General features: G+C 40.3%; 21 protein-coding genes and 2 pseudogenes. 9 read left to right on the top strand and 14 right to left on the bottom strand.

Annotation, left to right across the window (positions count from 1 at the left end; genetic code table 11):
* Window positions 1-26 precede the first annotated feature (26 nt).
* Genes AC6IZ0_RS16415 through AC6IZ0_RS16400 form a run of 4 tightly spaced genes read right to left on the bottom strand, consistent with a single transcriptional unit; the run spans window position 27 to window position 4,181 of the window.
* Entirely contained in the window at window positions 27-239 is a 213-nt protein-coding gene (locus AC6IZ0_RS16415) for a hypothetical protein (RefSeq protein WP_497723897.1), read from the bottom strand.
* Window positions 220-2,562: a CHASE2 domain-containing protein gene (locus tag AC6IZ0_RS16410; RefSeq protein WP_497723895.1), complete on the bottom strand. Its 2,343-nt coding sequence runs from the start codon at window positions 2,560-2,562 to the stop codon at window positions 220-222. The genes AC6IZ0_RS16415 and AC6IZ0_RS16410 overlap by 20 nt, the downstream gene beginning before the upstream one ends.
* 28 nt (window positions 2,563-2,590) lie before the next feature.
* Window positions 2,591-3,511, bottom strand: coding sequence for a DUF1822 family protein (locus AC6IZ0_RS16405; protein WP_497723894.1), 921 nt, complete (start codon window positions 3,509-3,511; stop codon window positions 2,591-2,593).
* A gap of 58 nt (window positions 3,512-3,569) precedes the next feature.
* Window positions 3,570-4,181, bottom strand: coding sequence for a sigma-70 family RNA polymerase sigma factor (locus tag AC6IZ0_RS16400; protein WP_497723893.1), 612 nt, complete (start codon window positions 4,179-4,181; stop codon window positions 3,570-3,572).
* Window positions 4,182-4,412: 231 nt separating this feature from the next.
* Here AC6IZ0_RS16400 and AC6IZ0_RS16395 point away from each other — a divergent pair, with 231 nt between their 5' ends.
* The 8 genes from AC6IZ0_RS16395 to AC6IZ0_RS16360 all read left to right on the top strand — a co-directional run bounded on the left by AC6IZ0_RS16395 (window position 4,413) and on the right by AC6IZ0_RS16360 (window position 9,140).
* Window positions 4,413-4,805 (top strand): hypothetical protein, encoded by a 393-nt coding sequence (locus tag AC6IZ0_RS16395; protein ID WP_497723891.1) that lies wholly within the window; start codon window positions 4,413-4,415, stop codon window positions 4,803-4,805.
* A 373-nt stretch (window positions 4,806-5,178) separates the two neighbouring features.
* Entirely contained in the window at window positions 5,179-5,442 is a 264-nt protein-coding gene (locus AC6IZ0_RS16390) for a hypothetical protein (RefSeq protein WP_497723890.1), read from the top strand.
* Window positions 5,443-5,627: 185 nt separating this feature from the next.
* A complete protein-coding gene (locus tag AC6IZ0_RS16385) occupies window positions 5,628-6,002 on the top strand; it encodes a type II toxin-antitoxin system RelE/ParE family toxin (protein ID WP_497723888.1) in 375 nt (124 codons plus the stop codon).
* Between the two features lie 60 nt (window positions 6,003-6,062).
* Window positions 6,063-6,326, top strand: a complete 264-nt coding sequence (locus AC6IZ0_RS16380) for a helix-turn-helix domain-containing protein (RefSeq protein ID WP_497723886.1) — start codon at window positions 6,063-6,065, stop codon at window positions 6,324-6,326.
* A 280-nt stretch (window positions 6,327-6,606) separates the two neighbouring features.
* Complete coding sequence (locus tag AC6IZ0_RS16375) at window positions 6,607-7,113, top strand: hypothetical protein (protein WP_497723885.1); 507 nt, start codon at window positions 6,607-6,609, stop codon at window positions 7,111-7,113.
* Window positions 7,114-7,423: 310 nt separating this feature from the next.
* The gene (locus AC6IZ0_RS16370) at window positions 7,424-8,575 is read left to right on the top strand and encodes an LptF/LptG family permease (protein ID WP_497723883.1); all 1,152 of its coding nucleotides are present in this window, start codon (window positions 7,424-7,426) and stop codon (window positions 8,573-8,575) included.
* Window positions 8,576-8,658: 83 nt separating this feature from the next.
* On the top strand, window positions 8,659-8,817 hold the full coding sequence (locus tag AC6IZ0_RS16365; protein ID WP_497723881.1) for a BrnT family toxin: 159 nt from the start codon (window positions 8,659-8,661) through the stop codon (window positions 8,815-8,817).
* A gap of 101 nt (window positions 8,818-8,918) precedes the next feature.
* A complete protein-coding gene (locus tag AC6IZ0_RS16360; protein WP_200990035.1) occupies window positions 8,919-9,140 on the top strand; it encodes a hypothetical protein in 222 nt (73 codons plus the stop codon).
* Window positions 9,141-9,178: 38 nt separating this feature from the next.
* Here AC6IZ0_RS16360 and AC6IZ0_RS16355 read toward each other — a convergent pair whose 3' ends face one another.
* The 9 genes and pseudogenes from AC6IZ0_RS16355 to dndC form a co-directional block, all read right to left on the bottom strand.
* Window positions 9,179-9,937 (bottom strand): HEAT repeat domain-containing protein, encoded by a 759-nt coding sequence (locus tag AC6IZ0_RS16355; RefSeq protein ID WP_280801911.1) that lies wholly within the window; start codon window positions 9,935-9,937, stop codon window positions 9,179-9,181.
* A gap of 98 nt (window positions 9,938-10,035) precedes the next feature.
* Window positions 10,036-10,437: a GNAT family N-acetyltransferase gene (locus AC6IZ0_RS16350; RefSeq protein ID WP_271733756.1), complete on the bottom strand. Its 402-nt coding sequence runs from the start codon at window positions 10,435-10,437 to the stop codon at window positions 10,036-10,038.
* A 67-nt stretch (window positions 10,438-10,504) separates the two neighbouring features.
* Window positions 10,505-10,756, bottom strand: coding sequence for a DUF8624 family small hydrophobic protein (locus AC6IZ0_RS16345; RefSeq protein ID WP_271733750.1), 252 nt, complete (start codon window positions 10,754-10,756; stop codon window positions 10,505-10,507).
* A gap of 68 nt (window positions 10,757-10,824) precedes the next feature.
* Window positions 10,825-11,238, bottom strand: coding sequence for an ABC transporter permease (locus AC6IZ0_RS16340; protein ID WP_271733749.1), 414 nt, complete (start codon window positions 11,236-11,238; stop codon window positions 10,825-10,827).
* Window positions 11,223-12,511: pseudogene (locus tag AC6IZ0_RS16335) on the bottom strand (AmpG family muropeptide MFS transporter). Before AC6IZ0_RS16335 ends, AC6IZ0_RS16340 begins: the two are co-directional and overlap by 16 nt.
* An 84-nt stretch (window positions 12,512-12,595) precedes the next feature.
* A pseudogene (locus AC6IZ0_RS16330) lies at window positions 12,596-14,051 on the bottom strand (DNA phosphorothioation-associated putative methyltransferase).
* A gap of 41 nt (window positions 14,052-14,092) precedes the next feature.
* Window positions 14,093-14,479: a DNA sulfur modification protein DndE gene (gene dndE, locus AC6IZ0_RS16325; RefSeq protein WP_271733746.1), complete on the bottom strand. Its 387-nt coding sequence runs from the start codon at window positions 14,477-14,479 to the stop codon at window positions 14,093-14,095.
* 2 nt (window positions 14,480-14,481) lie between these two features.
* Window positions 14,482-16,467 (bottom strand): DNA sulfur modification protein DndD, encoded by a 1,986-nt coding sequence (gene dndD, locus AC6IZ0_RS16320; RefSeq protein ID WP_497723879.1) that lies wholly within the window; start codon window positions 16,465-16,467, stop codon window positions 14,482-14,484.
* A gap of 43 nt (window positions 16,468-16,510) precedes the next feature.
* Window positions 16,511-18,112 carry a DNA phosphorothioation system sulfurtransferase DndC gene (dndC, locus tag AC6IZ0_RS16315; protein WP_497723877.1) on the bottom strand — a complete coding sequence of 534 codons (1,602 nt, stop codon included), beginning with the start codon at window positions 18,110-18,112 and terminating at the stop codon, window positions 16,511-16,513.
* A gap of 178 nt (window positions 18,113-18,290) precedes the next feature.
* Between dndC and AC6IZ0_RS16310 the strand changes: the two genes are divergently transcribed.
* Window positions 18,291-19,868 (top strand): DGQHR domain-containing protein, encoded by a 1,578-nt coding sequence (locus AC6IZ0_RS16310; protein ID WP_497723876.1) that lies wholly within the window; start codon window positions 18,291-18,293, stop codon window positions 19,866-19,868.
* Between the two features lie 27 nt (window positions 19,869-19,895).
* Here the strand turns inward: AC6IZ0_RS16310 and AC6IZ0_RS16305 are convergent, their stop codons facing one another.
* Window positions 19,896-20,369, bottom strand: coding sequence for a DNA phosphorothioation-associated protein 4 (locus tag AC6IZ0_RS16305; RefSeq protein ID WP_271760145.1), 474 nt, complete (start codon window positions 20,367-20,369; stop codon window positions 19,896-19,898).
* Window positions 20,370-20,414 lie beyond the last annotated feature (45 nt).

Raw genomic sequence — 20,414 nt, 5'->3', positions numbered from 1 at the left:
GTTGGATGTGAGGACAATTGTTAGGACTACGTGAGACCTCCTTGTACCCTACCCACTGGTGCGCCTTTGTCTCCTAAATCTGGGGGTGGTTCGTCTTTTTTTTGCAGGAATTGAATTAATGAAACCTGATTGGGGGGAGATTCCCCTTGTACTTTCAGTAATATCAGTGGGAAGCTGATTAAGCCCAGCATTAATACTGAGATATATTTATAGTTAATTTTACTTAGTTTCCTTAACATGATTTATCCTCGTAATTGGTGAAACATAGGCGTAAATTGTGATGAAAACTAATGCGATAATCGCGGGAATTAATGGACCTGTAATATAAATGTAATAGCCAATACCAGTTATGATGATAATTTCCCCAAGCATGATGATTACAGATAATGATTTTCCTCCATATAAAATAGGTATACCCCCTATAAAAGTAATCAGTAAAATTGCAGCAGCATCACCCCACCAAGGTAAAAAGGTCAATAGTTTTCTCTCCCCTAAAGCAATACTGATTAATTGACTAGTCATATGTGCATGAATCTGGACTCCGGCCATCTCTTCACCAGGTTTATCACTCACAGGGGTAGCATAGAAATCATTACCTTTGGCGCTGGATATATAACCTACCAGAACGATTTTATTTTGGAAGAAATCCGCAGGAAAATCATGATTAATTACCCTGTGTAAACTGATTTCTGTAGCTATATTTTTGGTAGAGCGATAGTTCAATAATATTTGATAACCACCATCATCTATTGTTTGATAAAAGCCGACTTTGTTTTTTAACTCCGGTAAAATTACCTGACCCAGTTTAAATAACTTACCTGTGGGAGTTTGTCTAACTTCTAATTTTATTCCTGCTGATTTGCTTAAAAAGTTCCGCGCTAGTTGTAAACTTAAAGCATGGCGAGCTTGACAAACAGAACTATCAGGGGGGTCCATATAAATAAGATGGCGACGCAGGACACGATCGCCATCAACTACAAAGTCATTAAAGCTAAGATTATTTTTTCTGCTGTTCTGGGGTGGAGAATAACCGTAATCATCAGAGGTGGTAATTATGTGTTCACCAACTTTACAGATGGGGAAAATATGGGAATTTTCTCTCAAATAACTAGTTAATTGGGGATAAATATCTACTTGATTAACTGAGTAGGTGGGAATATCCCGGAGGATATCTAAACCTATGGTTGCGGGTTGATGTTGATTAATTTTTTGTAAGGCTTTTAATAATAATTCATCGGTGATTTTAGAGGTGTTGAATAAACCAGGAAAATTGTTAATGTCCTCATCCGTAACTTTGACAATTACTATCTGGTCATCTGCTTTTTCCTCCCTTACCATCCCCATCATTTGATCATAAGTTTTGAGTTCCCCATCCTGTAACCAACCGAGCGATCGCACCCCCATCACTAAACCAGTACACACAAAACTGGCTAATAATAATTGGATAAAATTCACCCTGTGTAATTTTCGGCTGGGGGTTTTTTCTCCGCGTAAATCCTCCCAGGTTAGTGGTACTATTCCCGGATTTTGAAACATCATCGGTAACCAAGTTGCACAGGGAAACTTATCTTCTAACCCTTGTAATTTCTCCCTAGCATCTCTGAGAGAAAGATATAGAGAATTACCCCCAGCCAAATTTTGTAAAAAGTATTCCACAAACTTATGAGCTACTGCATCAGGAATCAACTCCCGCATCACTATTATTTGAGGAATCTGCAACTGAAAAAGACTTTTAGCTAATCCTAATCCATCACAGGAGTTAAAGATTGCTAACTTTAAACCTCTGTCAATTGCCTTCCTTAATCCCTTACATAGGTCATCAATAGTCATACTATCATCAGGATTAATATCAATTTTACCTACTTGGGATTCCGTTCTACTATGTCCGGCAAAAAAGATAATATCCCATTGATATTCCCACAACTGGTCATTAATTTCCCTGCGTTGGGGTTGATATAAACAACATACATCAACATCAGGTAAACCCTGTAATATATCTTTATCGATATCAATATCAATACCTTGAGGACTACCCAAAATTACTAAAACTTTGACTTTTCCAGGATTGGTATTTATGCATTTAGTTGCTTGGTAATTTCCATAACTCCAACCCAATTCGGCGTAGGGATAGGATTTAAACATATCCCATTCATACCAAGGTAGCTTTTGTAAACATTCATCATGACCACGCATCAAAAATCGCGCCGGTTCAGTTGGGTTTAACTGTTCTTTAATACAATCATGAATTTCCCGAAACCCTTCGGACTTCACCCATTGATTTAAACTCTTTTTTAACTCAATACTAGATTGATGACACTGTTCTAAGCATGATTGTACATATGTTTGAGTGATAATTTGCTTATTTTTAATGCGATAGGATGCTGCTAAACTCCGGTAGATTTTCCAGTGAGATTCACATCCCTGGTGTAGTTCTGGAGCAGGAGGTAAGTTTCCTTGGCGACCACAAATAATGGTGCTGTAACCCTCCTCCTTAATCTCCAAACTCACGTGAAATCCCTGTTTTAGGTGACCATTCAAGTCAAGAGTTACTACTTTACTCATGGTGGTGCTTTCATCACTTGACTCATAATTATACAATAAACTCCTCTGTAATCTCTAGCTCTCCAAAACAAATTTTAATACTAAAAATTTCTTGTATTTCCCCATGAAATTGAAACCGGAGAAACTGATCATTCTCCCCAGATTCTACCTGCATTTCTAATTTTCCCTGTGCGTCAAATAACATTAACCGCAATCCAGAAGGTAATTTTTTTTGTATATAGGAATACAAATTTATAGATATCGCCATTTCTGAGTTAAATACTGGAGTCACCGCTACACATAACGCCACCCCCTGCTCACCTTGAATAAAATCTAACTTTTTACCCCTAATAATTGTGTTGCTATCTCTAAAACCAAAACTCAATTGATGGACAGGATCGGTGAAAATATTCTCTAATAACTCCCAACCAGATTCATAAACATGATTTAACCAGTCACTGAGTTGAACCATAGGGGTTTCTGATGTTAATTGACTGATATGCTCAAATAACGCTTTTATTGGTAGTAACTGATTAACAGATATATCTTCTGTTGTCACTTCTGGGGTAAACCCCAGTAAATGCGCCGAACTTTCTTCTAGATTAATCTCAACTACCACATAACCGATTCTCTCATCCATGACTTCTAAGGGAATAGGACATTTTTCCTGGTTACCAGTTATGGGACGACATTCTAAACGCCCCACACCTGTAATTTCTAAATCAGCAACATCAGCAGCGAAACGTACCACCGGATTCCAACTATCTCCCGCTGTTAAATCCGTCTCAATTCCCATAATACCTAAGTAATTATTTACTAAGTACACAGCCAAAGTATTGAGATAAACTTGCTGTGCTTTAACTTTATTAGGCTGTTGTTGAGCAAATTTTACAGCAGTATTAATTGCTTGTTGAGTAATAATTAATGGGATAGCAATATTTGCTTGTTGCACATAACTTTGATTGGACATAGTTGTTATCTACCTTGTAATTTTCATAATTGGATGGGAGATTTACTAAAATCTACTTTTAGATATACCCTTGCTCATTACCGAATTTACGTAATAAAGGTAAGCAATTACGGCTATACCACTTCGGTAAATTTTTGCTTTCAGCATCGTTTAAATTAAACTCTTGGGTGATTTCTTTCCAAGCAGGAATATCAGGCGGTAATCTCCGTAAAATAATTACTTGAGCCGTAATTTCTGGATGATGGGGAAAATGGACATTACGTAATACTTGATCAGGGTCATTTTTTACCCATGTAGCCGTTTGCTCCCATATATCCAGTGATGGTTCAATGTCTCTGTGAGATAATGGTTTATTAATCAGGGGATAGATTTTTTTGTTTCTGATTTCTTCATTATGTCGATATCTAGCCAAAGCATTTTTTAAATGTCTGTTGAACCAGGTAATTACTTGGGTTTGTGTAGAATCATATTCATGTAAATTTTGACAGCAATATCTCCACATGTCCTGTAATGCGTCTTCATAGTAGGGTTTATATTCTCGCCAAAGTTCCCCAGATGCGGTTACTAATAGGTATATTTCATTGATTTTTTGATACTTTTGTTTGCTTTTTGGGGGTAATCTGATCGCCTCATTAATCAGTTCACATAGTTTTTCATTGATATCACTCATAAACAAGTTTTCCAGGTTGAATGTAGTACATAAGGTTAAATATGTATTTTCGTTTAACCCACACATTTATCTATGGGACGCTGACAGCTATTTTTCGCATTTATTTTTATATTTATATCTTATATAAATTATCTTATTTAATAAGTAATACTAATCCTTAAAGGTGCGAAAACTCGGTTTCAGCTTCTAGTAATAACTAGAAGTTGACAATTACCCTCTGGTGAGGTAACTATGAACAAGTTGCATAAATTACTTATGACTACCACCGCCACAGTATTTCTATTTGGCGGGAATATGAACGTAGCTCCCGCACAAAATAGCCCTGAATTACTCGCAGCATTTACTTCTCAAAAGAGCGATCGCCAAGTAGGGATAGACCAAAGCTGTGTTCATTACTTTTATGACAGTGGTGACTTAGTAGAAAAATGTACATCTTTTATTAACAGTGGTTATACTCGTCCGCGCACACGCCAGGTAGATGTACGAGGTAGATGGAGACGTAGCGGGAACTTTATTTATGTTGAAGTCAGAACTTCATCAGGGTTATCTGGTACCAGGAAATATGAAATTATAGACCAAGGTTTGGTAAATGTACAAACAGGAACTCGTTTAATTAAACAGTAATGCTCCTGGGAGTTCTTCCAATTTTTACACACCCATCAAACTTTTTTAATACTATTCTTTAACGCAAAGGGGCGCTAAGGTAACGCTAAGGTGCGCAAAGGTGGAAGGATCACAACTTGTAACTAAAACAGGGATTCTATTTAGTAGTGCGGGTATCTTACCCGCTATCTCTAATTAATTTAACCCCAAAGGGGACGCTTACCTACGTCAATAAAACCACAATAGCCAATTATCTATAACGAATTCGTAAACTCGCTCGATATTTAGATTATTTATACATTACTAGCACACAATAACTAATCTCTATCAATTAACCTGCGAAAACTTGCTTCCAGCTTCTAGTAATAAGTAGAACGTTTTTCAGGTTAACTTTATGTCAGCGATTTTATCTACTCCCAGAATCTTTGGGCTTGTACTCATTGGTTTAATGATTACTTCCTGTCGTGGCTATACTTCTAGTTATATTCAACCGTCAACTCCCACTGTGAACCGTCAACAGTCAACTCCCACTGTGAACCGTCAACCATCAACTGTCAACAGTCAGTGGTTGGAACAACAAAGAGCCGATAGCGAAAGAGAAAACGCAGAGTATCGGAGGGTATCTGGCTGTATGGACAATTGTCTGGGCCAGTACTGATCCAAACTGTATGTCTAGATGTTCTTAATCTGATTGGGTGATCAATCAAATTCATGCAATGGTGGGTGAGGCTGGGGTCAACCCACTTTGCTATTTATGATTGATATATTTTATTGTCCTCTGAAGTGGCGTGATGGACATTTTATGGTAATCTCCGATTGGTTTTATAGGAAATTTTATATAAAATGGACGAAGACCAGGATATTATGGAAATTCCTCTACGAACTCTTGTTTGGATGGGAGACTCTATGAAAAATATCCGATCATTTCCTGAAGAGGTGCGTGCATCACTAGGCTATGCGCTGCAATTGGTGCAAGCAGGGGAAACACCAATGGATACCAAGCCTTTTAAGGGGGTTGGTAGTGGCGTGTATGAAATCGTCAAACGTTACGATACCGATACTTACAGGGCTGTTTATGCAGTAAAGATTGGAAAAAAAATTTATGTCCTACACGCTTTTCAAAAGAAATCAAAGCAGGGAATTAAAACCCCACAGGCTGATGTTGACCTCATTAAACAAGGTTATCAGGATGCGGTAGCAAGAGAGAAACAACAATGACACAAGACTCCGTTTTTGAAGAAAGCAGTGGTAACGTATTCGCTGATCTGGGTTTATCGAATGCAGATGAACTTTTTACTCAGGGGAAAGATAGGGATTCAGGTACTTCGCCTTCTGAAACAACGCCACCTCAAACAGCGCGAAATCAGCGAACTTCTCGGTATTACCCAGCCAGAAGTATCTCATTTAATGAAAGGAGAATTTCAACGGTTCAGCGAGGGAAAACTGCTGATTTTCCTCAAGCGACTAGATACGGAAATCACCTTGCATCTTCGCAGTCGTTACGCGCAAGGCGAATCTGCTGAAACCGTCATATCACTATAAAGGAGCTTACTCTCTAGGTTGCTCAGGTGGTTTATTTTCAAGATAAAAATATGAGACTCTTAATTTATTCCCTGGCTCCCTTAAGGGTGATCGCCCCCACACTGCTGCACTGAGCCGATCGCCCATTGGTACAGTCAACCGTCAAACGAATTGGTAAACTCGCTCCATATTTAGATTATTTATACATTACTAGCACACAATAACTAATCTCTATCAATTAACCTGCGAAAACTTGCTTCCAGCTTCTAGTAATAAGTAGAACGTTTTTCAGGTTAACTTTATGTCAGCGATTTTATCTACTCCCAGAATCTTTGGGCTTGTACTCATTGGTTTAATGATTACTGCTTGTCCTAACGGTACTTCTAGTAACACTTCTAATGGAGGTGGTGGTAATAATAATGGCGGCGGTGGGGGTAATAATACCCTCACTGTTTCAGTTCCTTCATTAGGTGCTTCCGAAACCGTTACTAAGAACACAACCCTTGGAGAGATTAATAGCGCTAGGGCAAATTTAGAAGCCCAATGTCGGGCACGTTATCCCATTTCAAGAAATACTCAGCAAAACCAACAACAGCTTGATTGCTTGAGAGAAGTAGAGACAGCGTATAACCAAGCAGTTAATTTTATCGGCAGTGGTCTTAATGGTAGTAGTCAACAAGCTGATACTGGATCTAATGATGCTTATCGTAATCTGTTGCGACAAAATGCGGCTGATACTTACGCTGATTGCGCTAGGATTGGTGATCCTAGCTTAAATTGTGATCTTGATCTGCGTGGGGTTCCTTAAATTTAAACTAAAGACTAGGATTTCTTACTCACACACCCATCAAACTTTTTTTAATACTATTCTTTAACGCAAAGGGCGCTAAGGTAACGCTAAGGTACGCAAAGGTGGAAGGATCAAAACTTCTAACTAAAACAGGGATTCACAGTAGTAGTGCGGGTATCTTACCCGCTATCTCTAATTAATTTGACCCAAAGGGGAAGCTAACCTACGCCAATAAAACCACAATAGCTGATTATCTAGATAATCGGCTATGAGACTCTTAATTCATTCCCTGGCTCATTCCAATATTACATAACCAACAAAATGATAAATGAAAAAAATCAGCTTTTTTCCTCAAATATCATTATTGAACTATTATTTAATTTCTGAGTTGATTCGCCCCTTATTATTTAGCATTATCATTGTGACTGTGGTAGCTGAGTCTATTGGCATATCCTTTGAGCAGTTTAAATTTCTAATTAATAAACAGTTATCTTTTCCAGTTTTAATATATCTACATATTCTTAAATTACCTGAGTTTATTGTATTGGCTTTACCTATTGCCACTTTAATGGCAAATATTTTTACTTATCAGAAACTCTCTAGCAATAGTGAAATTATTGCTTTACAAAGCTGTGGAGTCAGTTTATACAGGTTAACTTATCCCGCTATTATTACCGGTTTGTTGGTAACGTTCATCCAATTTACATTTAATGAAATATTTGTTCCCCCCGCTAATTATCAGGCTGCGATCACTTTAGAAAGTTCTCTAAATATTAATAGGTCAAACCTGAAAAACTCTAATATCTTTTACAAGGAGTTTTATCAAGATTATGTTGGAGAACAGAATCAAAGGTCTCTTAAGTATCTATTTTATGCAGATAAGTTTATTGATGGCAAGCTGCAATCTGTCACTCTATTAATTCGCGATGCGCAAAGACTGAAGATAATTATTACTTCTAGTTTTGCCCAATGCTATGAGCAACAAGAATATTGCTATTTTTATCATGGTTCCCACAGTCTGATTAATGCTGATGGCTCCTATGGTCAAAGGGTTATGTTTGATACTATGCCCTTATATCTGCCTCATATATCTTCACAGTTTCAAGCAGACAGAGAAAAGCTTGATGACCGAGAAATGAATATATATCAAGCTTATCAGCGATTGTCTGTTCTGGAAACAGCAGGCGATCGCCGTGAGTTCCTCAATCTCAAGTTTCACATTTACAAGCGATTTAGTTCTGCTGTCTCCTGTACTGTCTTTGCTTTTTTGGGTGGGGCGATCGGCATTAATTTACAACCCAGAGTTAGATATAATAGCTTTGCTTTGACTCTAGGAATTATTTTAATTTACGATGCAGTTCAAATAATATCCGGTGTTTTCATTATATCAGATGTTGTCTCTTTTTCCTGCCTATGGTTGCCAAATATACTTGCTATTCTGATTGGAGTTCATTTATTAATTAATAAAACCACACCATAACTGTTTACTTTTTATCAGTATGGTAATAAACCGCTTAAAGATGTTTTACGTAAAAATCAAGTAGAGTAGCAAGTGTTGTTTAAATGCAATTTGAATGGAATCCAGACAAGGCGAACTCGAACCTGAAAAAGCATGGCGTTTCATTCAACGAGGCGTCTACTGTTTTCAATGATCCTTTATCTGTGACATTCCCTGACCCAGATCACTCTTACGGTGAGGAGCGTTACGTTATCATTGGATGATCCAGTGCTAATCGTATCCTGATAGTCTCCCATACAGATCGAGCAGATCGCGTTCGGATTATCAGCGCACGAGAAGGAACCCGCACAGGAGCGGAGGTTTTATGAAGATGGAGAGTAACCACGAGCTAGAAGACGACTTAAGACCTGAGTATGACTTTAGCAAGATGCAGGGTGGTGTTAGAGGAAAATATGTTGATCGCTACCAAGCAGGAACAAATGTAGTATTACTTGAACCTGACGTTGCTCAAGCCTTTCCCACAAGTGAATCGGTTAACGAAGCACTTCGTCTGCTTATGCAAATCGCTCAGAGACAGAAATCTTAAACAGCAAACCGATGGCTTTAAGCATCATTCCCCACCCATCAAAACCATCCCTCTTGTTCTAGGGTTTCAATCAGCTGTAAACCACGGGGGTCACCTACCCCTAATAGTGAGGCTTTAGCGTCTTCCCGCACTCCTAAATCCTTGTCTTCGGCGAAGGCTTGAATCAAAGCGTCGATCGCTGTGGCATAGATAATATTAGACGGTAATTCTCGGCACAACTGCCCAATTGTCCAAGCGCAGTTACTCCGCACTGCTGCTACTGGGTCTTGGACTAAGGCTTCAATTACTGGTGGTATTGCTCCCACAACAGTCTCATATCCAACATCTGCCATTTGGGCTAAGGCGCTAGCAGACCACAAACGCACGGCGGAAATGTCGGTTTTTAAAGCGTCTGCTAGGGGGGCTAGAGAACGGCGATCGCGGCAATTTCCTAAAGCCCAAACTACCCCCTTACGTACATAGCCATTCCAGTCTTTGTTAAGTTGATTTATTAACGGTTCTACTGCTTCTGGGCTGGGATTGCGTCCAATCCCATAGGCTGCACTCACCCGCACCAAGGGACAGGTATCAGTTAACAGGCGAATTAAATGGGGTGTAGCCCGTGCATCTTCCAGATCACAAAAAGCACGAGCTGCAAGCATCCGTTGTTGGGGTTGATGATTTTCTAAAAGAGCTAGCATTTCCTCTGGATCTGGCTTTGGCCCTTGAGATTCAGTGGTTAGGGGTGCTATGTTATCCAGGGGGCTTTCTAGCTCTTCCTCTCCATCAAGTAGGCTTAGGTCTTCTTCGTCATACATAATTAATATTTATATATTTATCTGGTAGCATTAAATAGATATATTTAGATCATTTAGGGGTGAACTACCTACAAGGTAAATAAAACTAGGACTCCTGACTACAAACCTTTAGTTAGTGATTTTAGCATCCATAGGGATTGGGTTTGATAACCTAAGTTATGGTAAAGGTTGAAGGCTGCTGAGTTGGATGGAAAAACCTGTAAACCAATTTGGCGATCGCCTCTTTGAGTTGCCCAATTTTCTACATACCTCATCATAGCTGTACCAATACCCCGTCGCCGATATTCTGGGACAACGTAGAGAAGAAAAATGTGAGCATGGCGATCGCCCCGCACTTGATCTATGGCATTTCCTACCCAGAGACAGGCAATAATAGGGGATTCCTCACCCAAACACTCTACCCACCACAAGGGTGTATCTGGGGAGAAATACTGATCAACGGTTCTGGCTAGATGGGCAAAGTCTTGCTGGGGAAATAGTTCCCGGTAAGTTTGCTGCATAAACTTGACCAGCAGCGATCGCTCTTGTGTTGAACCGGGACGAATATAGTAGCCCGGTAGCAGTTCCTCAGACAAACTCAGTTACCGTTAAATTCTTGGTTACGGGGGGTAAAATAGACAAACACACCCCAGGGGTTTGTGAAACAGAAAATAATTCTTCTTCCCCATTCACCCATGTTCCTATTTGCCCATTCTCTTCTACTGGTGCGGGTGCTGCCATATCAGAGGGTAGGAAAATACGGGCGCTGACTGCTACCAGTGCTAATGAAAAGATTAACACTACGAGCAATGGGGCAATATACTGACGAATGATCACCATAATTTAATTGCAATCTTGGGGCTGCTGAGAATATTGGCTTGACTTATTCTATCGAGTTTTGAAGCTGGTTAGCGTTGCTCCCGTTCCAAATCATCAATAGCCCTCTCGCAGTACCAATTTTCTGGCATTCCCGGATAATTAACCCTTGCTTGTTGAATCAATTGTTCAGCAGCGGCTACATCACCTCCTAATTTAGCAATGAGTTTGTTTTTGAGATGGCTATCGGTTATCAGGGTTGTTGTTTGCTCCTGTACCGCATCTCGTCTGTTTTGAGATCTTAAGCGTGATTGTTCTCGACCTAGCTGCCAAAACAAAACGTAATAAAGTGTACCAAAGATTACAACTAGACTGAATGTTCCGAAGATTGTTAGTTGGTTAAGTTCTAGAAATCCTAAAACTAACTGTGAGAGAACATACCCGAGTAACAAGCCGGTGAGTAAGAGAATAAATGTGCCAACAATAATAACTATTTGGTTCCCCATAAATCCTCATCTTCTTCAAGTCCTGGTCTGGATATTGCCACTGGTTTAGGGTTCCAAGGGGCAAAGAATGGTAACAGAAGTAATCCTGGGATAGCAGCAACTATGCTGATAATGAAAAATAAAGGCCAATCCGTAATTTTTGCTAAATTCCCAGCATCCGCGACTAGAATATCACGACTGACCGCCATAAAACTGGATAATAAAGCATATTGGGTGGCCGAAAACCGCTGGTTACACATATTCATCAAAAAGGTCACAAAGGCTGCTGTTCCCAAGCCAGCACAGAAGTTTTCAATGTTAATTGTTAACACTAAAGCCGAGTAGTTTTGACCAATATTAGCCAGGATATAATAAGCTAAGTTACTCACCGCTTGCAAAGCACCAAATAACCACAGTGAACGATTGAGACCAATTCTACTCAAAATTGCTCCCCCTGCTAAGGTGCCAACGATGGTAGCAATTAGTCCCATACCACCTTGAATTGCGCCAATGTCGGTTTGGGTAAATCCTGTTTGCAACAAAAAGGGTGTAGACATATTGTTGACAAAGGAATCGCCGAGTTTATACAGGACGATGAACAGCAAAATTAAAATTGCTTGGAGTACACCGTGGCGCCGAAAAATTCCCCAAAGGGTAAAATTACCGCAGCTGCTAAAGATTCTGGTGGGCTGGTTTCTTTGGGTTCTGGTGCAAATAAGGTGGCAATAATTCCAATACCCATACCGAAGGACATCAATAAGTAAACTGATGACCAAGGTAAACTGTCCGCTAAAATTAATGCCAAAGACCCTGTGAATAACAGCGCTACTCGATAACCTAGGACGGAAACAGCAGCACCTGCTCCTAATTCTAATTCTTCTAGAACATCGGTACGGTAAGCATCTGCGGCAATGTCTTGACTGGCACTTAAAAAGGCGATCGCCACAGCATTGATCGCTAATAATTGTAATGCTTGCTTGGGTTGTTGCCAAGCCATGAGGGCAATAGCAATGAATAACCCAATTTGCAGTATAATTAACCAGCCGCGTCGCCTCCCTAAAATTGGCACTGCAAACCTGTCCAGCAAGGGTGACCAGATAAATTTTAAGGAGTAGGGTAGACCCACAAGGCTGAATAAGCCAATGGCTCCTAAATCTACCTGTTCTACAGTCATCCAAACCTGGAGGGTTCGGCTGGTTAAGTACAATGGTAAGCCGGATGAGAAACCTATTAATGTCAAGGCGGCCATTTTACGGCTACCAAAAACTTTTACTAGCGATCGCACGGGGTTCATTTTGTCCAGGTTCTTTCTCAATTTGATCAATTGCAGTTATCTTGCCACAGTTGCTGTATTATTCTTAGGAAACATGGAATTTAGTTAAAATTCTTTGAGTTGATGAATTTGATGACCTGTGATTTTTACACCATGTGCAGCCAAGCATTTTTCCCAACCTGCACGAGTACCAATGTCACTTTTTTGCTTGAGTAATCCTAATTGCTCTTCTTGTTGGGTGAGTTGGGCAAATTGTTGGTAGTGTGGGTAATTGGGAGTTACAAAGGTTTCTTTGCGGTGCAGAATGGGCGGATTGGCTCTATCTGCATAATCTCGGTGAGTGATGTATAGGGTTTTTAAGTCAATGGTAATACTGGCTGTTAAGGCTGGATGGGGATCACTGTCAAATTCTGGGTAAAATAAGTAAGATATTTGTTGTTTGTCAAGATGGTATTTGATTAATGTGGCTCCATCTACACGCCCGATGGTGCGGCTAGCACAGCTTTCATAAATTCGTAGTAAGGGGTCAAGGGCTGCTAGGGCAGACACATGAACGTAAAGTGCGCCCCGTGTGTGTTTGCCAATTTTGCTCTTTTCGCAGGCTTTGTGGATAACTTGGGGATTACCTAAGCTGAAAAGCTTTTGGTCAGCTACTTGACAAGCTTCTTCGTAGCTACCAAAAAAGGCTTTGATGTCTTGGCGCATTTCTGGGGGTAGTTTGTGCCATGTGGGACGTTGATCAAAGTGACTGAGGGCAAGATATACTTGAATGTCTAAGGAACGACGATAGGCGATCGCATCCCATTCTGCTTCATCGGTAACTTGTAAAACTACATTAAAGGCTCGGCGGAAGCTACCAAATTCTGTGAGTAGTTCCTCTTGATTCCCTAATTCACCTTTTACAGGTAACCTGCCACGTTTTGTAAAAAATTCCATCAGTGGTTTTAGTTGTTCCTGGTAGTCTTCAAACCGCTTACTGGGAATACGTACTCTAGGTGTAGCAGTGCTAGAAAAGAAGCGGATGGCTTTAAAACTTTCTTTTTCTACATCATCACGAAAAACAAAATACACACCTAAGGCTACTGGTACTGCATCTACATTCAGTACCTCATCTATGTAAGTTTTGAGTTCTTGTTGTTCGTAATATTTCTGAAAGGTGTTGCGGCGAGTAACTATACCATCGCTGTAAGCTAGTTGAGTTTTACTCGGGGCGTTAATTAATACTTGTGCAGCGACAATTAGAACTTTTTGGGTAATTTCCCAGGCGCGGATCAGACTTCGGCGGCGTTCCTCTTGGTCTTCAATGACGTTGAGGACATAACCTAAGTTGACTATATCGGCGACGCTAATGGTGTCTTTGGGAAAGTAGTAAGGCCCAACCGGCGCTACTATAGCCTAATTTGGCGACTCGCTGCACATCACCACCGTGGCCACAGCCATAATCAAAAAATGAAGTCTCTTGATTGAGGATTTGCCAGTCTATTGCCAAGCGGACAGGGCGAGATATATCATGACGAGCGATCGCTGCTCTGTGACGCTCGATTTCTAAAGATTCGGCCATATCAGTTAACTGTTAACTGTTGACTGTTAACTAATATCCTTTCAATGTTTGACTGCTAATTCAATTAGGTCTTCAATTTTCTTGATATTTGGGTCTCCTGCTAAGTAACCAATTCCACGATGCAAGTGCAGGCGAAATTGCGTAGCTAGGGTTTCTTTGTCTGTACCATAGCCATCATTATGGCAGCGTTGCTTCAGGGCGAGCAGAAGAATATCGGAGATTTCGCCACCAAATACCCGCCAGGTCATTTCTACGTTGCTATCTTGGGGAATTGGTACCGGTGAGGGAGGGGCAGATTCTGCTAAGGAACGACAAAAAGCCCAACGACATAAAATGTTCCATTGGTCAATTTTAGTGCTACGTTTAAGTTTAAGTAGTTGTTCTTTGGCTGTTTGAGAAAGTTTGATTCTTTCAATGGGAGATTCCATATTTACCAAAAATATTGATTTTCTATGACTGTAGTTTGACGGGTAGAGGAGTTATACTTGAGGAGGTATTCCCGGGCGATCGCTTGATTATTTCTCAGTGTTTCTACTTCATGCTTACCAATTTCTGTATCTGTTGATAACAGTATAACTTGATGGCTAGCAGAGGGGAAATACCTTTCTAGGAGGTTTCCCCGGTGGGATGAGTCTAGTCTACCCAGGGGTGTGTCTATGGCTACGGGTAAGCGACGGCCTGAGACTCGCGCTAATCCCCAGAGAAACGCGATGGCTAGTAGTTGCTTTTCTCCTGCGGAAAGTCTCTGTTTGGATACTGATTTACCATTCAGATCATACAGCGATAGGCTGAATGTGTTGGTGTCGATGGCGACCCGATGCACTAAATCTGATTTGTGTAGCAGGTAGCGAAAGCATTCCGTAACTTCAATTTCTAGTTTATTTAGTTTTCTCAGAGTTAATTTCTCACGGAACAGTTTTAATGTATCTTGAACTTTAGCGGCTGCGTTAATAATATGTTCATTATGTTTGCGGTCAATATTAGTTTCTGTATATTGTTCTAGGCTTTTTTTTGTGTTACGAATCTCACTTTCTAATTGATTTAATTGACTTTTGGCTATTTCACAAGTTGCTTTTGCTTGTGCAACTTCCTTTTGTGTTTGTTGTAAGTTATCCACTAATCTTTGATAGTCTTCTGGAGATGCAGCGGTTTGAATTTGTCTTTCTAGGGTGACGATTTGTTCTTCCTGAAAGCGCAAATCTGTTAACTTATCTTGGGTTACTTTTTTTGTATACAACAGATAATGATGAATAATATTATCTAATTGATTCAGGGTTTCTGAGTCAGTTAATAGCCAGGATTCTTGTATGGTATCTTGCTGAATCTTTTTATTTTCCGCTGAGATAAATTCTGTGATTTTCTCAACTTGCTTGTTGCTAATTTTTAATTGATTAATCAAGTCAATTAAACGCTGATCTCTTTGTAAGAGTAAATCATAGGCTACTTTAGCTTGTTGAGTCCGAAATTCTCTCTCTCCTTGAATATAAGTTTCCTGGAGTAAAGGTTCAATTAAACCTAAAGGTAGGATATCCGCTGCTAATTCACCCATAGCTAAACGTGTCTTTTCTGCGGCGCTATTTATGTCATATTTTTGTTTTTCTAACTGACTGCGATCGCCTGCTATTTTACCACCTTCACCAATGAATTTATCGAAAGCTTCTTGCTGCTTTGTCTCCGCTTCCAATAAAGTCTGATTAAATTCTTGGAATTGCCGCTCAATTTTATGATATTCCTGTAGTTGTACCTTCAGTTTTTGCTCAATTTCTTCTAAATTCACCAAGTCTTGAGTATCAGCGATTTCCTTACGCTTGCGGTTGACTATAATATCTAAATCAACTGATAACCGTTCAGCTAGTTCTAAACCTAAAAGCCCACGAATTGCATCAACCACCATGGGAGGAGGTGTTTCCTGCTCCGCCAGTTCCTTGACTTGTTCACCATCAAATAAAAACAAGTTAGAAATTCCTAATGGTAAGAGATTTTCTATATACTCATCCCAAATATTCACTAAGGCAATATCCAGCCATTCTTGAGCATCTAAAATACCTAATTGGTCTTTACCATCTTTAGGTTCTTTTGTCCAGCGTCGCACCACTCTATATTTGACTGGCTCATCATTTTCAATATGTTCAAAAACCAATTCAATGCGAGTATCTTCCAGTGGTGGAGTGTGGCTATTAACGCATTGGGTCAGAAAGTCGCTATAACTTAGGTTACCACGGGTGGAACATTGGGCGCGATGACCATATAATGCTAGGCGCATTGCATCCATCAGGGTAGTTTTTCCCCCGCCATTCATTCCCCCTAATAGGATAATGGGACAAGCATTTTCTCCATCAATTTTTGGGTTAAGATTGATTACCTGACGACCAGAGTAAGGACCAAAGTTTTGTAATACGAGTTCAAGGAATATCATTGATTTGTGGGTTTCTACAATATGGGGGAATAAGAGATTTTGATTAATTCCCTGTTATCTCTTGCTTTTTAAATTTCATGCTTCCCCAAGATGGCGATTTATCGGGTTCATCCATAGCATTACCTAAAGTCAGCTGCTTAACCTTTTCTATATCACCTGCGTCAACGGCTGTTTTTAAATCACGTTTCAAATGGGCGTTTTTAATTGCTTCTTCAGGGGAGCGGGAACTGGTAGCAAAACATTTTTCTAGGGTGTCATATATTCCTACCCGTCGTCCCTTTTTACGATACTGGCGTTCTGTGTCCAATAACTTCGCCATTAGCTCCAAATGCATAGCATCATCACCACAGATTTCTTCTAGTACCACCCATTCATCACTACCGAGTAAACTATACCCAGCACCGGGACGGGGGTCTTGGAATACCTCACCAGTCACCTCTTGATAAATGCGCGGTAAGGTGTCATCAAACTCATGTCTTTCTTCTAGCCAGATGCGGCGAATTTCACTCAGTTCTTCAGGGGTAATTAAAGTAATATCGCGCATATTTTCTGGTGCTCTAATTCGGAGTTGTTTTTGAACTGTGAGTAACTTTCTGAGCCAATCTTCACGCGCTTCTTTAATATATGGTCCAGGAATAGGCTCAACTGATACTTCACCTTCTAAGTTACGTTCATATAGTTGGACATCCCCACTTCTGCGGCGAAAGTCTCTGCGATCGCGGTTTTCTTCAATATCTAATTCCTTACGGAAATCAAGTAAAGGTTGCATCCACTCTTTTTCTTCATCATTTTGAATCATAGCTGTCAGTGATTTATCCTGACTAACTAATGTACAAACCCAGCAACCAAAACGAGAGCTACCACAACTGGGAGTAGTTGTATCCACTACTAAAGGACATTCATTATCAGCAGATGCACCTCTATAAATGGCGAATAAATCTTTATTGCTATAATTCCAAGGGTTTTCCCATTGCATCAGATAAATCCAAACCTCATCATTTTGCCAATCCTCAATGGGACTGTAAACTAGAGAGTTTGGCAAGTTCATGTTAGGACTGAGGTGAGCACGTACCCGTTTAGCTTCCCATTTTTTCATTCTATTAGCACGCGCTCTGCTTTCAGCTTTGCGAGTACCTAGTACAACAATGGCCTCCCCTTTCGTACGGATGACATCACGAATAAAGCGATTGGAGGGATTTATTTTGAGACGTTCTGTACACCAGCGAAATTTACCTCTTGGCGCTGGATACCCTTTACCAATCAAACCAACCCAAAAAGTCTGCTTAGGTTCTGGCTGTAATAAATGGGTTTCAAATGGTAATTTTTGCCTTTGGGCTTCAGTTTTCATCTGTTTGAGCGAATTACGTACCCACGCAGCTACGATAGGATTTTCTACCAGTGTATCTGTAGTAATTACGTAAATTTTTTTGTGGATTTTTTCCGGTGGTAGTCCAGCGATCGCATTCCATACCAGTTGTAAAGTTGCTGTACTGTCTTTACCACCTGAATATCCCACTACCCAAGGTACATCATCTAAACAATACAATTCTTGAATTTCAGTGGTCAAAGCTTGGATATCAGCCACTAAATTTGCTACAGTAGGCGATTGCTGACCTTTATTTTCTGGTTGTTGTGCTGTACTCATGGTCTTTCTACCTCTGAAAATATCGGCGTGACTATTTCCATCCGTGTGAATGGAAATGGCTAACATACAAAAAAATTTACTTAATATAGGTACGAAAAATTTTTAAAAACCTTACTACTAATACCCAATTTTGCGGATAATTCTACTATCCTACACTATTTAGTTTTTAAAATTTAACATGACCCACTCTGACATCGCTCAGGAATACCTGGAAAGAGAACATAAGGAACAACAGGTACTATCCTTACTACTCAAAAATTTCTTAGCCAAAAAAGACCATATTTTCGTCCAGAAAACTGAGATGGGTGGTACTGAGGCTTATGTTGGTTCTGTCACCCTAGAATGGTTTGCGGGTCGCGTTCACTTCGCCTCTGGTTTACCCTTACTTCAGAAAAAGTACAATCCACAAACTGGTAATGTAGTTGACGCAGACAGCATTGACGAGATTCAGCAACGTCCCCTTGACTGGTCACGACAAGCGCCCCTTGTACAGTACTTAGCAGCGCGGAAAAGTCACAAATTCCCACCTGTTCTCGTGGTGATTAATCAACCCTGGGTGGATAATCCCAAAGCTCCTGAGTGGGATAGTCAGGGAATAGCTTTAAAATCTACCACTGATTTTACCCCTTTGGATCAAGACGGTAAAGTGGGTCTGCTGAATATTTCTGAGGATGATGTGACTATTTATGCTTTAGATGGTCAACACCGCCTGATGGGTGTGCAGGGTTTGATGGAGTTAATCAAAACCAGCAAACTGCAGCGCTATAAGAAGGATAAAACTGCTGATGATAATTCGCTCACAGTCAGTGATTTGATAGAAAAGTACCAAGTAGACCTTGACGAGTTACAAAGTTTACCCAAAGAAAAAATTGGCATTGAGTTCATCTGTGCAGTTGCGTCTGGGGAAACTCGCACCCAGGCGCGGCGCAGAGTGAGATCGATTTTTGTTCATGTTAACTTGATGGCTGCACCTTTAACTAAAGGTCAGTTAGCACAGCTAAATGAGGATGATGGTTTTTCCATTGTGGCCAGAAAAATCGCTGTTACTCATCCGCTTCTCGAACAACGACAAGATCGCAATCCTCGCGTTAATTGGAATAGTGGGACAGTGGCATCTAATTCTACTGTTTTAACCACCCTGCAAGCTCTCCATGATATGTGTGAGCGATATTTGGGGCAAAAGTTCCCTCACTGGAAACCGGCGGAAAAAGGCTTAATTCCTATGCGACCAGAGGATGACGAACTTGAGCAGGGAATTGAGGAATTCCGCCAGCTATTTGATTATTTAGCAACCCTTCCCAGTTATAAGCTGCTGGATGAAGAAGACACCCCCACTTTGCGACGCTTTAGTTTTGAAAAGGATGGAGGTGACGGAAATATGCTTTTCCGTCCTGTAGCTCAAGTGGCCTTAGCTCAAGCTTTGGGAATTTTGGTTTTTCAAAAGGGTTTCTCACTGGAGGATATCTTTAAAAAGCTGCGGAAATTCGACCGACAAGGCGGCTTGAGTGGTATGGAGTATCCACAATCGTTATGGTATGGTGTTTTGTATGACCCCAATAAAAAGCGGGTGCAGGTTTCTGGACGGGAATTAGCAGCCAAGTTACTCATTTATATTTTGGGTGGAGTTCAGGAGCAGATGGAACGAGCTGAACTGCGCAGGGCTTTGGCTGATGCGAGAACTGTAGAAAATAAAACCATAGGCTTTGATGGTAAGTTAGTTGAACCTAAGCAAGTAGGACTACCAATTATTTTATAAGTAGCAGATTTAGCAAGGTTATGGTCATCAAAAAAGAAATTTGCTTAAATCAAATTCCTCTTCTTCTTCCCCGTAATTGCTTCTTTCATAAGTTAAAAATAATAAAATGCGCTCTGAATAATCCACTGCTCCCCTTAACTCTTGTTCTAATATCTCCAGTCCCCCATTAGCATATTCTTCAAAAATATGGTTACGTTGCTTATCATATTCTTCTTCATGGGGAGATAATACTTTAATGTGCTGAGTTTCAGTTACTCCCAATAATTTAATCACTATGTCAGTTCCCACTGAAGCAAAATATTCTAACCTAATAGGTGATGGTTCCCTTTTGGAAATTTCCCCCAAAGGGACACGCTTTTTATGCTTTGCACCCAAAGCTGCTGCAAATACGATGACATCAGCAAAAGTGGAAAACGGTCCTGTTCCGCCCTCTGAAGATGTTAAATCCTTAACTAACTGAGCCTTGTCTTTAGCAACCCTGATTCTACCAGTTTCAACCATTATCCGTAAAATCACTATTTTATACTAAAACAGCTTGCGCTCGCC

Source organism: Anabaenopsis sp. NIES-4685 (assembly GCF_059725405.1).
The sequence above is the reverse complement of the archived record's forward strand: the minus strand, read 5'-3'. Positions and strand labels throughout refer to the sequence as shown.

What these genes read in the sequence shown, in the direction of transcription:
- AC6IZ0_RS16415 (WP_497723897.1), bottom strand. Translation starts at nt 239, where the DNA reads ATGTTAAGGAAACTAAGTAAAATTAACTATAAATATATCTCAGTATTA.
- AC6IZ0_RS16410 (WP_497723895.1), bottom strand. Translation starts at nt 2,562, where the DNA reads ATGAGTAAAGTAGTAACTCTTGACTTGAATGGTCACCTAAAACAGGGA.
- AC6IZ0_RS16405 (WP_497723894.1), bottom strand. Translation starts at nt 3,511, where the DNA reads ATGTCCAATCAAAGTTATGTGCAACAAGCAAATATTGCTATCCCATTA.
- AC6IZ0_RS16400 (WP_497723893.1), bottom strand. Translation starts at nt 4,181, where the DNA reads ATGAGTGATATCAATGAAAAACTATGTGAACTGATTAATGAGGCGATC.
- AC6IZ0_RS16395 (WP_497723891.1), top strand. Translation starts at nt 4,413, where the DNA reads ATGAACAAGTTGCATAAATTACTTATGACTACCACCGCCACAGTATTT.
- AC6IZ0_RS16390 (WP_497723890.1), top strand. Translation starts at nt 5,179, where the DNA reads ATGTCAGCGATTTTATCTACTCCCAGAATCTTTGGGCTTGTACTCATT.
- AC6IZ0_RS16385 (WP_497723888.1), top strand. Translation starts at nt 5,628, where the DNA reads ATGGACGAAGACCAGGATATTATGGAAATTCCTCTACGAACTCTTGTT.
- AC6IZ0_RS16380 (WP_497723886.1), top strand. Translation starts at nt 6,063, where the DNA reads ATGCAGATGAACTTTTTACTCAGGGGAAAGATAGGGATTCAGGTACTT.
- AC6IZ0_RS16375 (WP_497723885.1), top strand. Translation starts at nt 6,607, where the DNA reads ATGTCAGCGATTTTATCTACTCCCAGAATCTTTGGGCTTGTACTCATT.
- AC6IZ0_RS16370 (WP_497723883.1), top strand. Translation starts at nt 7,424, where the DNA reads ATGAAAAAAATCAGCTTTTTTCCTCAAATATCATTATTGAACTATTAT.
- AC6IZ0_RS16365 (WP_497723881.1), top strand. Translation starts at nt 8,659, where the DNA reads ATGCAATTTGAATGGAATCCAGACAAGGCGAACTCGAACCTGAAAAAG.
- AC6IZ0_RS16360 (WP_200990035.1), top strand. Translation starts at nt 8,919, where the DNA reads ATGAAGATGGAGAGTAACCACGAGCTAGAAGACGACTTAAGACCTGAG.
- AC6IZ0_RS16355 (WP_280801911.1), bottom strand. Translation starts at nt 9,937, where the DNA reads ATGTATGACGAAGAAGACCTAAGCCTACTTGATGGAGAGGAAGAGCTA.
- AC6IZ0_RS16350 (WP_271733756.1), bottom strand. Translation starts at nt 10,437, where the DNA reads ATGCAGCAAACTTACCGGGAACTATTTCCCCAGCAAGACTTTGCCCAT.
- AC6IZ0_RS16345 (WP_271733750.1), bottom strand. Translation starts at nt 10,756, where the DNA reads ATGGTGATCATTCGTCAGTATATTGCCCCATTGCTCGTAGTGTTAATC.
- AC6IZ0_RS16340 (WP_271733749.1), bottom strand. Translation starts at nt 11,238, where the DNA reads ATGGGGAACCAAATAGTTATTATTGTTGGCACATTTATTCTCTTACTC.
- dndE (WP_271733746.1), bottom strand. Translation starts at nt 14,479, where the DNA reads ATGGAATCTCCCATTGAAAGAATCAAACTTTCTCAAACAGCCAAAGAA.
- dndD (WP_497723879.1), bottom strand. Translation starts at nt 16,467, where the DNA reads ATGATATTCCTTGAACTCGTATTACAAAACTTTGGTCCTTACTCTGGT.
- dndC (WP_497723877.1), bottom strand. Translation starts at nt 18,112, where the DNA reads ATGAGTACAGCACAACAACCAGAAAATAAAGGTCAGCAATCGCCTACT.
- AC6IZ0_RS16310 (WP_497723876.1), top strand. Translation starts at nt 18,291, where the DNA reads ATGACCCACTCTGACATCGCTCAGGAATACCTGGAAAGAGAACATAAG.
- AC6IZ0_RS16305 (WP_271760145.1), bottom strand. Translation starts at nt 20,369, where the DNA reads ATGGTTGAAACTGGTAGAATCAGGGTTGCTAAAGACAAGGCTCAGTTA.